Source organism: uncultured Candidatus Kuenenia sp. (assembly GCF_900696675.1).
Lineage (GTDB): Bacteria > Planctomycetota > Brocadiia > Brocadiales > Brocadiaceae > Kuenenia > Kuenenia stuttgartiensis_A.
This window is the reverse complement of the sequence record NZ_CAADGZ010000096.1, coordinates 1-13,522: the sequence shown is the minus strand read 5'-3', so window position 1 is coordinate 13,522 and position 13,522 is coordinate 1. Positions and strand designations below refer to the sequence as shown.

General features: G+C 35.9%; 14 protein-coding genes. 5 read left to right on the top strand and 9 right to left on the bottom strand.

The window, feature by feature from the left end; translation table 11 throughout:
* Nucleotides 1-200 precede the first annotated feature (200 nt).
* From QZT26_RS12830 to def, 4 genes are read right to left on the bottom strand one after another with little or no spacing between them, the layout of a single operon-like run.
* Entirely contained in the window at nt 201-569 is a 369-nt protein-coding gene (locus QZT26_RS12830; protein WP_295102634.1) for a transcription antitermination factor NusB, read from the bottom strand.
* Nucleotides 550-993, bottom strand: a complete 444-nt coding sequence (locus tag QZT26_RS12825) for a DUF116 domain-containing protein (protein WP_099326133.1) — start codon at nt 991-993, stop codon at nt 550-552. Before QZT26_RS12825 ends, QZT26_RS12830 begins: the two co-directional genes overlap by 20 nt.
* Nucleotides 994-1,024: 31 nt before the next feature.
* Nucleotides 1,025-1,987: a methionyl-tRNA formyltransferase gene (gene fmt / locus QZT26_RS12820; protein WP_164995380.1), complete on the bottom strand. Its 963-nt coding sequence runs from the start codon at nt 1,985-1,987 to the stop codon at nt 1,025-1,027.
* Between the two features lie 53 nt (nt 1,988-2,040).
* Nucleotides 2,041-2,553, bottom strand: coding sequence for a peptide deformylase (gene def / locus QZT26_RS12815; protein WP_099326131.1), 513 nt, complete (start codon nt 2,551-2,553; stop codon nt 2,041-2,043).
* Nucleotides 2,554-2,935: 382 nt separating this feature from the next.
* Here def and QZT26_RS12810 point away from each other — a divergent pair, with 382 nt between their 5' ends.
* Nucleotides 2,936-3,733 (top strand): hemerythrin domain-containing protein, encoded by a 798-nt coding sequence (locus QZT26_RS12810; RefSeq protein WP_099326130.1) that lies wholly within the window; start codon nt 2,936-2,938, stop codon nt 3,731-3,733.
* Nucleotides 3,730-4,191 carry a 4Fe-4S ferredoxin gene (locus QZT26_RS12805; RefSeq protein ID WP_099326129.1) on the top strand — a complete coding sequence of 154 codons (462 nt, stop codon included), beginning with the start codon at nt 3,730-3,732 and terminating at the stop codon, nt 4,189-4,191. Before QZT26_RS12810 ends, QZT26_RS12805 begins: the two co-directional genes overlap by 4 nt.
* A 69-nt stretch (nt 4,192-4,260) precedes the next feature.
* Here QZT26_RS12805 and QZT26_RS12800 read toward each other — a convergent pair whose 3' ends face one another.
* The 5 genes from QZT26_RS12800 to QZT26_RS12780 all read right to left on the bottom strand — a co-directional run bounded on the left by QZT26_RS12800 (nt 4,261) and on the right by QZT26_RS12780 (nt 10,128).
* Complete coding sequence (locus QZT26_RS12800; RefSeq protein ID WP_099326128.1) at nt 4,261-4,797, bottom strand: hypothetical protein; 537 nt, start codon at nt 4,795-4,797, stop codon at nt 4,261-4,263.
* Between the two features lie 319 nt (nt 4,798-5,116).
* Nucleotides 5,117-7,636 (bottom strand): hypothetical protein, encoded by a 2,520-nt coding sequence (locus tag QZT26_RS12795; protein WP_099326127.1) that lies wholly within the window; start codon nt 7,634-7,636, stop codon nt 5,117-5,119.
* Nucleotides 7,637-7,862: 226 nt separating this feature from the next.
* Complete coding sequence (locus QZT26_RS12790) at nt 7,863-8,243, bottom strand: cytochrome c (RefSeq protein ID WP_099326126.1); 381 nt, start codon at nt 8,241-8,243, stop codon at nt 7,863-7,865.
* 45 nt (nt 8,244-8,288) lie between these two features.
* Complete coding sequence (locus QZT26_RS12785) at nt 8,289-8,696, bottom strand: cytochrome c (RefSeq protein WP_099326125.1); 408 nt, start codon at nt 8,694-8,696, stop codon at nt 8,289-8,291.
* 913 nt (nt 8,697-9,609) lie between these two features.
* Nucleotides 9,610-10,128, bottom strand: coding sequence for a hypothetical protein (locus QZT26_RS12780; RefSeq protein WP_157820646.1), 519 nt, complete (start codon nt 10,126-10,128; stop codon nt 9,610-9,612).
* Between the two features lie 485 nt (nt 10,129-10,613).
* Between QZT26_RS12780 and QZT26_RS12775 the strand changes: the two genes are divergently transcribed.
* The 3 genes from QZT26_RS12775 to ndk are packed head-to-tail and all read left to right on the top strand — an operon-like array spanning nt 10,614 to nt 13,373.
* The gene (locus tag QZT26_RS12775) at nt 10,614-12,344 is read left to right on the top strand and encodes a proline--tRNA ligase (RefSeq protein ID WP_295102622.1); all 1,731 of its coding nucleotides are present in this window, start codon (nt 10,614-10,616) and stop codon (nt 12,342-12,344) included.
* A 6-nt stretch (nt 12,345-12,350) separates the two neighbouring features.
* Nucleotides 12,351-12,896 carry a DUF4416 family protein gene (locus QZT26_RS12770; protein ID WP_099326122.1) on the top strand — a complete coding sequence of 182 codons (546 nt, stop codon included), beginning with the start codon at nt 12,351-12,353 and terminating at the stop codon, nt 12,894-12,896.
* A gap of 6 nt (nt 12,897-12,902) precedes the next feature.
* A complete protein-coding gene (gene ndk / locus QZT26_RS12765) occupies nt 12,903-13,373 on the top strand; it encodes a nucleoside-diphosphate kinase (RefSeq protein WP_099326121.1) in 471 nt (156 codons plus the stop codon).
* Nucleotides 13,374-13,522: the final 149 nt, after the last annotated feature.

Sequence of the window (13,522 nt, the reverse complement as noted above, 5' to 3'; positions counted from 1 at the left end):
GTAATTCCTGATTGTTTGATCGTCTAACAAGAGCGCCTCTGCTACTTCTTCATAACTCCATCCTGAATCAAGAAGAAGTATAGCTTTGATTCGGTCGGCATGACGTCTATGAGGCTCTTTCTTATGTGCTTTTTTAAATTCTATTCGGGTTTTTTCACTGAGAAATGGATTCATGCAGAATTTAATACTCTAGAAACAATTCAAATGCAAGAAAAAAACAGATTTTTATAAAAATAAATGCTTTTTACTATATTTACCGCGGCTGAATGAGGTATTTTATCTAAAAAAATCATTTGATAGATTCCCAGACGCAATGCATATAGCAACCAGGGTTCTATTTTTTGGGGCGGAATCTTAGAAAAGAAAGAAAGTATGGTATCAAGGGATAATCGATGGCGGGTAATGCCGTTTACCAGTTCAAGGAGAAGGTGTTTGTCTCGCCTTGATACATTCGTTTGTTGGCATCGCTCCTCAACAAGTTCCTGTGCTAAAACATCTTTTTCATCAACCTTCCGCAGAATGCGAATACTTTCAAGGCGTACATCAATCTTATTTGAGGAATTTTTCAATTGCTTCTTTTACTTCATCCATATATACGTCCGTATCTTTGCAATATCCATGTGGTCTGAGATTCGGCACTGCAAAAATGGTTTTTGGGGCAGCGGCCATCAAACCGGTTCTTAATTCTTTTTCGCAGGCAATAGCAACAACTCCGTGTATCTCTGCTGATTTTACTTTTTGAAGGGCAATACGTCCTCCGGTGGCAAGAGATATGTGAACGCCATATTCTTCAGAAAATTCTATCAGATCTTTTATCTTGCACTTTCCGCAGCGTTTACATTCGTTCAAATCGTTCTTTACATTTTGTTTACACGCCGAGTGTTGAATACAATGCGGGAAGAGAATAAGTAAGTTTTTTGAAGAGCATTTTTTCTTCCTGAGTTTTACCATAAGATTATTGATAGAAACAAACTTCTTATCAATAAATTCCATAATTATCGGCCTCTTATAAAAATGTTAGTGTTTATGCAGTAAACATGTCCTGAGATGCAACTTTGTAACCACGAATAAAATCCTGCGCATCCATTGCGCGTTTCCCTTCAGGTTGCAACTGCGTAATACAAATAGAGCCATCCAATGTTGCAACGTGAATTCCACAGGTTGCCGTTTCGACAACTGTTCCCGGTATAATAGATTCCTGCGTGCTACATCCCTCATGAATACGTGTCTTTAAGAGAATAATCCTCTTTCTCGTTTCTGGCAGGTTGTTCTTATTGTAAAACGCATATGCCCCAGGAAGAGGTGTAACGCCGCGTATTCGATTATGAATTTCCTGTGTTTTTTCTACCCAGGAGATCAATCCGTCTTCTTTTTTCAGTTTTGGGGCAAAAGTCACCTTTTCTTCATCTTGTTTCTTATAACGCGCCGTTTCTGTTGCAATACTATCCAATGTTTCCAATAACAACTCAGCACCCATAAATGATAATCTTTTTTCAAGTTCCCCTGCGTTTTCATCCGAGGATATTGAAGCGCTTTTTTGCGCAATAATATCACCTGCATCCATTTTAATGGTCATCACCATAGAGGTTACGCCACTCATAGTTTCACCTTTTATAATAGCCCAGTTTATAGGGGCGGCTCCACGGTATTTTGGCAACAAAGATGAGTGTATATTTATACATTTGAATCGTGGAATATCGATTATTCGGCTGGATAAAAGTTGCCCGAATGCTACAACAACGATAAAGTCAGGGGCATATCTTTTCAATTGTTTTATTACAGGTTCGTCATTTACATTGGCTGGTTGTAATATTTCCCATCCCAATTCCATAGCTTTGATTTTTACCGGCGAAGGGCAAAGTTTTTTGCTTCTTCCTTTTGGCCGGTCTGGTTGTGTTACCACGGCAACAACATTATACCTTGATTTTGCCAAAAAACTCAGGCTGGGAACTGCAAATTCCGGAGTTCCCATAAAAATAACGTTCATAATTTAACCAACTGTTCCTTTTCTCCCTTTTTCAGATTTTGCAAAAGAGTGTATTAAACCGGAACCCGGTCTTTTTTATATGACTGCTCTAATTCTTTTAATTGTTGAGATGCAGCAAGTCTGCTGGCAGGGCTCATTCTGTCTATGAAAAGACATCCATTCAGATGGTCAAGCTCGTGTTGCCATGCACGGGCAAGTAAATCTTCCAGAACAACCTCAATTTTCTGTCCATTAAGATTATACGCGCATACCTTAATTTTGTGGGTTCTTATAACCTTTCCCATAATGCCTGGAAAACTTAAACATCCTTCTTCATTACTTGTTTCACCAGCTTCTTCCATAATTGATGGGTTGATAAACACATTATCGTCTACATTATTTCCAACAACATCAATAACGAACAAGCGCACAGACCAGCCTACCTGTGGCGCCGCCAATCCAATACCATGCACACGACGCATCAATTCAACCATTTTTTCTGCCTTTTTATACACATCTGCATTGATTTCTGTCAGAGGTTTTGCCTTTTGGCGCAATACAGGGGCTGGATAAGTAACAATATTCACTTGATTATTTTTTTCTGAAAAATATAAAGGTTTAAAAAAGTCTGGGAGATAACAGCCCTTTTTAAAAAAATTACGGTAATATTTTAGTTTTTCAAAAATCCGTCCATGCGTTAAACCTCACCGCATTTATAGAATAGCCTAAAGCCATGGCTAACGTGTGAAAATGTATTATTTAAGAGCGGATTAAATTCGACTAGTCGACTTTTTAGAATATAATAAAAACAAACAATAATTGCAAGCGGCAAAAAAGCTTGATATCAGCATTCCCTGGTAAATTTTCACCTATTTCTTTGCTTGACATGTTATATAATCGTTGGCTATAATGGTTTCTTAAATATTGAGATTGACGGCACTATAATAGTATTGAATTAAGGAGGTGTTTTTGGAAAATATCTTAAATAAAGAGATAAAGGGGATTATTGATACTTATCCGGAAGTAGGCAAAATTCTTGAGGAATATGGCATAGGGTGTGCACCATGTTCTGTTGGAAGCTGCTTAATGAAGGATATAGTTGGAATTCACAATCTTGATCCTCTGCAAGAAGCGACGTTGATGTATAGGATAGAAAAGGCTATTTATCCGGACAGGGAGGTACCTGAGCCAAAGGTGGATTTGACAAAGATGGCTGCTCCTAGGAAAATTACCTATTCTCCTTCGGTGAAAAAACTTGTGGATGAACATGTTCTTATTAAACGACTTTTGGCTCTCATACCTTCCATTGTTGAATATATTGAAAGCAGCATGGAACTTGATAAAGACCTTGTGTTAAGTTGCGTTGATTTTATACGTAATTATGCAGACAAATATCATCATATGAAGGAAGAGGATATTTTATTTAAATACGTTGATGAAAATGCTGAAGTTATACAAATTATGTATAAAGATCACGATACAGGAAGAAACCATATCCGGCAAGTAGTAGAGGGGGTGAAAAGTGGTGACAAAGCTGCGATAAAAGAACACCTTTTTGGATACATGGATTTGCTTACACAACATATCAAAAAAGAAGATGAAATCCTTTATCCTTGGATTGATCGTCAATTATCTGACGCACAGGTAGGTGAAATGTTTCAAAGGTGTAATGATGCGGATGCTTCTGTTGGGGATGAATTGCCAAGAAAGTACGAGAATTTTATTATTGAATTGGAAGAGAAATTTTTAAGGGAGGTTGTAAAATGAGTGGTTGTCCAGGATCAAAAACGATAGATTTTAGTGAAAAGGAAGAACAGAGCGAGGGTGAATCAGGCAAGCGCCAGTCTCAGTTAAGGCAGTGGCCGATACAGTTGCACCTAGTTTCGCCACAAGCGCCTTATTTTCAGGAAAAAGATATTTTGTTGGTCGCTGACTGTGTTCCTTTTGCATTAGCTGATTTTCATAAGGATTATCTGAAAGGCAAAAGCATTGCTATTGCTTGCCCTAAACTGGATTCGGATCAAGAGGTCTATATAGAAAAAGTAAAGTCTTTAATTGATAACGCAAAGATTAATACTTTGACTGTAATGATCATGCAGGTACCGTGTTGTTTTGGGTTAGTTCAGGTAGCAAAAGAGGGTGCAGAAAGGGCAACTCGTAAAATACCGGTTAAGCAGGTTGTCGTAGGTATTGAAGGTGGCGTTTTATCCGAGGAATGGATTTAATATTTCAAAAATCCCTATTTTTACTAAAGAAAAAAATCCCTGAGTTGAATTACTCAGGGATTTTTTTCTTTATATTTGAAAAATCAGACGTTGTACGTTGGTGCTTTCCCTGCGTTTTAAATCAACTATTAATTCTTTTCCTGTTCCCAAAAATTCATATACCAACTTTCCTCCGCCAGAATCTGAGTGACTATTAAACAAGGTCTTGCCAGAGACGGTTTTACCGTCAAGACTTGCCGCAAATATTTTTAACGGAAGGCAACATGCTGCTTGAAAAATCAAATGGCCATTCAATTCAATAAGATGGGTATAGTGTGGTATTTTTCTGCTGGTTGGTCGATTATTATTTGTGTTAATGGATATTGTATTTTGCGGAATATTATTGTGTTGAGGCTGAGTTTTGATCATATGCTTTTCTGAAGCTTGAATTGCATTTTTCAGGTATTGGTCATTGAGCAAATTTGCACAATGTAGAACCGACATTGCATCTACCTTGTCCAGTGCATAATCATGGGGTGTTTTATCGGTATTTTTTCTCTCTCGAGTGCTTGCAACCTTTTGAGCAAATAAATCTATTAATGGAAGTTCTTTGTAACTTAAATTCATAGGATATTTTTAAAATATCTCAAAGGGCACGAAGAGACCATACAAAAATAATATTTTTTACAGAGTTGACGATAGCGGTATATGACTTTGCAGATTAGTCCCAATTTTTGTCCTTTTTATGAGAAATGGTTGTCATGATTAATTGTTATTGTCCGGCTAAAAATATGCAGATTTTGTAACACTTTAGTTTTTTAGAAAATCCATTCATTTGTGTTTCATCGTATATTGAAAGTCAGGGCGAAAACAAATGTATTTTATAACTGATATCACTCACACTATAGTGCGGGATTAATGGAAGTAAAATTTGTACCAGTTTACGCTAATTTTTATATGTTTTGATTATTTCCCTTTTTCTAATTTCCAGCATTAAGCGATTAATATCGTCATTTTGCGGCTCTTGAAACGTTTCTCCTACTTGATAGTGAGATATCGTACTAATACAGTCAATGAACATGTCTTCCGTTAATTTGTCCATATCCAGCAATTTTACATCAATACTACTAAGTAAAAAGGTTATTTGATCAAAAAGCACGCTGGTTGAGACTCCGGAGTGGACAAATGATTGTTGGCAGAGAGAAGCTTTAATTGCATGAATAAATCCTGCTATTTGACTAATTTGGTTTTGTATAAGAATAACTGCACCTTCCAAACCCTTCCTTGTCACTATGGAATTTTTTAAATAATCAACGTATTTTATGGTTTCTTTAGATATTTTATTGTTTTCATTCCTTGCGCTTGAAACAATGCGGTTTTCAATATCATTTACCTCTGCAATCAATTGATCAAATTTTTTTTCGATTTCTTCAAAATTTGATTTGTTGTTCCAATAGCCGTTTGCTTTCAATTTTTTATTAAATATTATTATTTCTTCAAGAAAACAGTCAAGTTCTTTGCTGCTATAAGAAAAAAAATCACCCTCCTTTTTAAAGGTTTCAATTTGCAAGAACTTCCTCTCTAGCTCAAGCATCTTTTCAATTTCCGTTTTTATATCAATTATATTTTTAAAAACGTTATTCTGATTAAATTTTTGAGTGAAGGTATGTATTTTATCAACACTTTCGAGATGTGGTTTGTTTTTATTTATTACAAAATCCTCCAAAGCGCTAATTTTATCTATAATTTTTGTATAATTGTCTTCTTTTAAAGGTTTACTATAAAGGAATTTTTGTAAATCGGCCGATATTTTACGGACAAATTCCTTTTCATCTTCATCGTCAAATGTAACTAAGCGGTCCAATTCATTAAATAGCGTAGTGAACTTATTCAATTTCGATTTAAGAAAAACATTTTTATATAAATCCTGAGTATTCTTGCCCAATTCATCTTTTTTAACTATCTCATTTAGTTGATCTAAAATATCAGACAAATAGGTGAGCAATGGTATGCATGTCCTGGCTTCCATATAAGCATCCCTTCCAGAAGCAGTTTTTAATTGGGATATTTCTTTCAGCTTTTTTTTCAGTTTTTCTATGAGCTTATGGACATCTACCTCTTGTTCATTCACAAAAACTTCCTTTTTAGAAAGCAAGGAATTTATAGAATTAGTGGTCGAATGATCAAGAACAGATGTTACAAACTTTTTTATGCCTGAAATAAATCTATTTCCCTGTCTTTTTAGGGAAAGCGCTTTTTGCCTCGTATTTTCTTTGCCATAATATTTGTTTTGCATGGACATAAAATCAATGTATGTCAATAATTTACTAAAAGAATTCAATAGCTCCAGATAGGTATGCTTTATTGAGGGGTGCCGGGATAAAATATGTAGCTTTTTTAATTCATTGTAGTTTGCATTTAAATCATTTTTTTCATTTTTAAAGTCTGATTTCTGTTTGAAAAGCTTCTTGTCTAATTTTGCCAAAAATTTCTCAATACAGTTGGCGTAAGTTAAAAAAAGATTATATTCCTCCATGATTTTGAAATGTTCGTTAAGTTTATTTAATGCTGAGTAAATATAACCTCCATATGCAGGGAGTGATTTCCAATCTTCTTTTTCAATAATATGTTCAATCCTCATTAAATCGATGAACAAATTTTTGTTGAACAATAATGGATTATCTTCACTTGCAATATATTGAAAAATATCTGCAAAAAAACCAAGACTGTCAATTTTTTCCTCGACAGATTTCAGGTATTCTTCCTGTGCGCTAAAAATTCTAAGTTTCAAATAGTGTTCTTCTAAATCCAACATGAGGATAAGGTTTAAAAAATTTAAATTTAAGTAAATTTCTTTTAAACCGGTACCCGTGAAAACTTTATTTTTTGTTTCAATTTTGTTAAAACGAAGCTCCCGACCGAGTTTTTCTGTTGTTAATGGCAAACTATTAAGAATAAGATAACTATTCAGCCTTCCGGTGTATTTTTCAGTAGATTCAACAAAAGATGCATAATTACAGCAAAGTGAATCAGGAATAAAACTTCCTAATTGATTTTGTTCATTCTCATCGATTATCAACATATTACTGATATCTTTTGACGTTTTTTTCTTATAATGCAAGACAACATGACGTTTCATGAGAAAGCGAATGAGTTCTTCCACTTCAGTTTGTGTTGCTGTAGCATCTACTTCTACCGAATTTTTATCCCTTAATGTTAAAATATGATTAACGACTCCTTTGCTAAATAAGCGTTTGGCAATTATTTTCAGTGTTTTTTCAAAAGAACATCCAATGACTTCTCCTTGAAAGTTAATAGTAAACCCTTTTAACGGCTCTCTTTGTACAATATTTCTAACTTTTTCCTTCGTTTCTCTAATTTGCGCACGTATTTTTTCCGAAGTATGATAATTTTTTTTTAATAAGGTGTAAAAATAATTTTCAGTAGTAATTAAGTTTGTTTCCATGGGAAGAAGTTTGATAAATCTTTAGAAAGAAGTTTTAAAACTTGGAATGGCACAATGTTTATTGTCGCGATGAGACATCGATTAATATAATCAAAACACCGGCTATTAAAAAAGGTACATTACCATATTTGAAATAAAAAGGGCATATGAACGTACTGTGCTGTTCATATACCCTTTGATTTTTGCATCTCTAAGGTTTGTTTACTATTAACCCGATAGCGAGAATTTACTTTACAGCAAAATTTCTCACAACACCAGCCATTTTCTCAATCATTTCAGGAGACATCTTTCCTTGGTAAGAAGGACACTTACCCTTTCCCTTATTAATATGATCTATGATCTGTTTATCTGTCATTGATGATTGAAATTCTGTGCTAGTGAAATCAGGAACTCCAAAAATAAGCCCTTCGGTAGTTCCTTTCCCGCCATTTCCATGGCAATAATAACAACTTTCTTGTACAGCAAAACCAAGACCCGCATATATAGTATATGGACTCTTTGTTGTATCACCTGCGGTGTGTTCATTCAAAGCCCAAGCTGTGCTTGTCAAAGACAAACCCAACCCTGCAATAAGTGGTAATACATATTTTAAACGAAACAACTTCATAATAATCCCTCCTCACTATTTGGAAATTAACGTAGGCATTTTATATTACGGAACGAGTCTTTGCTCTGTCTTGTAAATCTTATGACAATTCCTGCATGCAATGGTCATTCTCCTGAATTGCACCTGAACTTCCTCTAAATCATTCGCTTTTGCCGCAGCATCAATGTTCGCAGCATGATAAGCAACCTCATCATTCAAAACCTTATAATTTTTATCTACTGAAATACTGTCATGTGATTCTTTTACACCTGCCAAAATAGCCGCCGCATCCTTTGATAATTGTGTACACTGACCCGATGTAAGTTCCATTAATCCAGTCACAGCCCTCATTGATTGAAAAGGATCCCACATATTCTTACATATCTCTTGTTGTGTTGCGCCATATCCAATCGATGCCATCCCAGAAATAACCATCGCACAAATCCCAGCTAAAATGCCTTTTTTTAGCTTCATCTTTCTTTTCCCTCCTCACTTATTTATATTATATTAATCAAAAGTTTACCTACTTAGCGCTTACATTCCAGAAATCTCTGAAATAGAAAAATTTACTGTTAATTTAGATACTTCTTCACCCCCCCCCCTTCGCGCAAAAATATTTGAAGCAGCATGTGTTTACAAAACCCATCAATGTTTTCTCACTCAGAAATACACAGAATAAAAACTACTATTCCTTAGATAAAGTTTTTTTCTAATTAACTGCATTATACATTTACAACCACCATCCACAAGATTCTACCGTTCCGATAAAATGATGAAAAACACCGCCAGATTTGCATGGTTACTGTAATTACCAAGCAAATTAGTACTATCTATTGGGTAAGCGATGCTTTTCCCCTCATAAATTCTTTGAATGACACTCCAAACCCATTTAATTTCAGAAATAGTACGGCTTCTTCAGGGCTTGTCAATATATCATTGAAAAGAAAGTGAGTCAAGCAAAAATTTGAATACCAAAACAGTCTGGAACTCGAGGAAAAACCTTGTCCTTATAATTTTAAGAAATATACTGCAGACGGACATAAATAAACTTTTATAAAATACTAAAGCATCAATTCCAATAACAACAAACAAATTTATAAGTAATTCGCAATTATGGCTTTAGCCTTTTATACATTTTTAAGCACAACAAACCTAAAATGTTTAATTTATACCAGTGTGCGGTTTATAACTGTAAGTTGCAATACTAAAGGTTTTGATCAAATTTTTTGCATTGAGGAAGTTTAATTTGATTACAGTTATGTACTTCATTTTAAGAAATGAACCACTTTTTCGATGCGTGATATAGCCCTATAATAAATCACATGTGCATATCGTGTTTTTCACCGGCCTGAGGTTTGGCAAAACAGCAGAACAAATGTTTTACGCCTCATTTTACTCCCCAATCTTTATGCCCAGGATATAAATTGGGGTAGAGATGAATACCTAAATGTTTGTGGCATAACGCGCATGTTTGCCTCAAACGGCGCACCTGCCATTGGGCATCTTCTAATGCGCCAACCTGCTCTCTGCGTTCGTATACTTCATGCATTTTCTCAGATTCTTCCAGCATCATTCTATTAAGTTTCTGATATTTTTCATCATCTGGACGCGCGAATTTTTTTAAAGCAATTTTGCAGAGATTTATGAGGTTAACACTCGCATCTCCTATAATTTTCCATTCTTTCTCTTTATAGTTATAATAACCAGAGATTTCTTCTGTTGCCTTATAGTTCTTATCTATTTCTTTCATAAGTTTGGCCAATTCGCTCTTCTCTTCTTTTTCACCCTCAACCTGAGTATTTTCTTCAGCACACAAGCAAAAACGGTCTTCCGATAAACTGAAGATAGCAATCGAGAATATGCACATCAACAGAATTTTACTTCGCAACGCTTTTTCCCCTTCCATTACAAAAAGTCCAGACGTACTATAAAAATTACCAATTATAAGCACCTAGTCAAAAATAATACCACAACCTATAATTCACTAACCTACATAACAAATAATATTTGCTACTAATTCTTGAATCAATGCAGCTGTTAATTACGTAAGGCTTTTTAAAAACATCAAAAACTTAGTGGCGCTTTATCAACTGGCTAAAGAACCAATATTCTTCAAAGATGAGTGTTTTTTGGGCACAATTAACAGGGTTATTCATGCAAACATAAGGTTTAAAAATAAAAATCACATTATAATTCGAAAATGTAGTATGTCAAATATTTTCATCATAGCCTAACGGTTAGTTATAAAAGTGTAACTCGCTTTTTATAATAGAGACATAGTATATTTTTATCTCTTGAACGCAAAGAATAAGGAATTATAATGTTTTCTCATGGCAGTTTGCTGTTAAAACCATATACTAAACTAAAAATTTATCAAGGAATAACAAGAAAATGAAATGGTCTCAAACATTAATTCCTACATTAAAAGAAAGTCCGTCAGAAGCAGAAATAGACAGCCACAAGCTTATGATTCGCGCCGGTCTTATCAGGCGAATAACTTCCGGAGCGTATGCATACCTACCATTAGGAACGTTGGTTCTCAACAAGGTTATTGCCATTGTGAGAGAAGAAATGAATCGTTCTGGAGCGATAGAGGTATTTCTTCCCGCACTACAACACTTAGACCTGTTAAAAGAAAGTGGCCGATTAGATGTTTTCGGCGCAGACCTGATAACTTTTCAGGACCGGCATGGCAAAGAAACCGTGTTAAGTCCTACCCACGAAGAAGTTATTACGTATATAGTTAAAAATGAAATCAATTCTTATAAGCAACTTCCTATTACGTTGTATCAAATTCAAACGAAATTCAGAGATGAGATGAGGCCCCGTTTTGGTGTTTTGAGGAGCAAGGAGTTCATTATGAAGGATGCGTATAGCTTTGATCTCGACGAGAAGGGCTTAAACAACAGTTATCAGTTAATGTATGATGCGTATTGCCGTATTTTCGACCGGTGCAGACTTGATTATATTATTGCAGAAGCAGATTCCGGGGCAATGGGAGGGGATGCTTCCCATGAGTTTATGGTCCCAAGTCCTGTGGGAGAAGACATATTGATTTTGTGCCGGAACTGTGGTTATAGTGCAAATCGTGAAAGGGCTGAAGCCGCCCCCTTACCACAACAAGAGAATTATTCCCTGCGAAAGCTTGAGGAAATATACACGCCGGACAAACGTACTATCCGGGAAATCAGTGATTTTTTGAATATCTCACAACATCACATGGTAAAGACCCTAATCTATACTTCACAAGAACAACTGTTTGCCGTTCTCCTACGAGGCGATCATGAAGTGAACGAAGCAAGATTGTCAGGTGTTCTTGGTTTGAAATCTTTTGAATTAGCAAGCCGTGAGACTATTGAGTGCGCTACCGGCGCAAACGTTGGTTTTACAGGTCCTGTAGGTCTAAAAATTAAAATAATTGCCGATCAGGCGGTTACAACGCTCTCTAATTTCGTTACGGGGGCGAATAAAACAGATTATCATTTATTGAACGTTAACTCCGAAAGGGATTTCAAAATTGATCAGATTGCAAATATTCGTTATGTAACCCAGGGTGATAATTGCCCGCATTGTAATCATGTTCTTGAAATCTCGCAGGGAATTGAAATAGGCCATGTTTTTAAATTGGGAACAAAATATACGAGCGCTTTAAAAGCGCATTACCTTGATGCGGATGGAAAAGAAAAGCCAAAAGTTATGGGATGCTATGGTATCGGAGTGAATAGGATTATTGCGGCGATTATAGAAATATCACACGATGAAAACGGGATTATATGGCCTATGTCACTTGCTCCGTACCATGTTATCATTATTCCCGTAAACGTCAAAGATACAATATGTATGGACGCGGCAAGAAGTATTTATGACGATATGACGAACATGAAAGGAATCGATGTATTACTCGATGACAGAGATTTGCGGCCAGGGGTAAAATTCAAGGATGCCGATTTAATAGGCATTCCCGTAAAGATAATTATTGGGAAAAAATATACCGAAACAAAAGAACTTGAGATAAAATTAAGAAAAAGTGGTGAAGTTTTTTTAACACACATCGAAAATACCAAACAAGAGCTTGAACGTATACTGCAGCATCTGATAAAGACAGAGAGGAGTGCGAATTAACATAATGTGGGTGAGATAGGAAGGCCAAAACCGGCAAATTTAATTATAGGGGTATTGTCAGGTGTACAAGTACTTTTTGCACAAATAGGCGAAACACTCGAAGGATATTTTGGGGAAATTGACCTTCGCAGCAATATACAACCTTTTCACTATACCAGATATTATAATGATGAGATGGGCGAAGGCATTTTGAGACAGTTTTTTAGTTTTGAAAGGCTTATCATGCCGGATGAAATCGCAGCCATAAAAATAAAAACAAACGCATTGGAGGAGGCAATCGCCTCAGAGGAAAAGTATGTTGTAGCTCGTCCGGTGAATATAGATCCGGGATATATCAATGAAAGCAGGCTTATTTTAGCTTCCACCAAAGATTTTTCTCATCGTATTTATTTACGGGATGGCATATATGCTGAAGTTACATTGGATTATCGCCAAGGTAAATATGAATCCTTCCCGTGGACGTTCCCCGATTATAAATCGTCTGAATATCAGGAATTTTTTCTTTTGGTCAGGGGGCATTATGTTAAGAAACTTAAGGGAATGAAAGGATAGCTGTACATGGAAAAAACGTTAATTATATTGAAACCGGATGCCATTCAGCGCCGCCTGCTTGGCAAGATCATTTCCCGGTTTGAAGAAAAAGGATTGCAGATAACCGGCATGAAGATGATGATGATCCCTGACTCTTTGGCACGAGCGCATTATGTTTCCCATAAGGGGAAGGATTTTTTCGAGCCTCTAGTGAGCTATACCACTTCTTCTCCCGTAGTTGTCATCGTGGTAAAGGGTAAAAATGCCATAGAAATAGCGCGTAAAATGATGGGCGTCACTTTCGGGTCAAAGGCAGAACCCGGAACTATTCGGGGCGATTATGCGGTAAGCAACCGCTTTAATTTAATACATGGTTCGGATTCTCCTTCTTCCGCAGAAAAAGAAATAGCTGCTTTTTTTACAAAAGAAGAGATCGTTGATTATCAACCAATAGACCTCTCATGGGTTTATGATATTTCTGAGGGCGGCATGGTGTAACTCTTTCTGCGCTATTATATTTGCCTCATCCGCAGAATCTGTGGGTAAGTATTGGTTCCGGCAAATTACCAAGAGTATGATACAAGGCTGTTTGCAGGCATTCCAGAGATTTATAACCATAAGCCTTTCTCATAGTCAGTTTCGCCTTA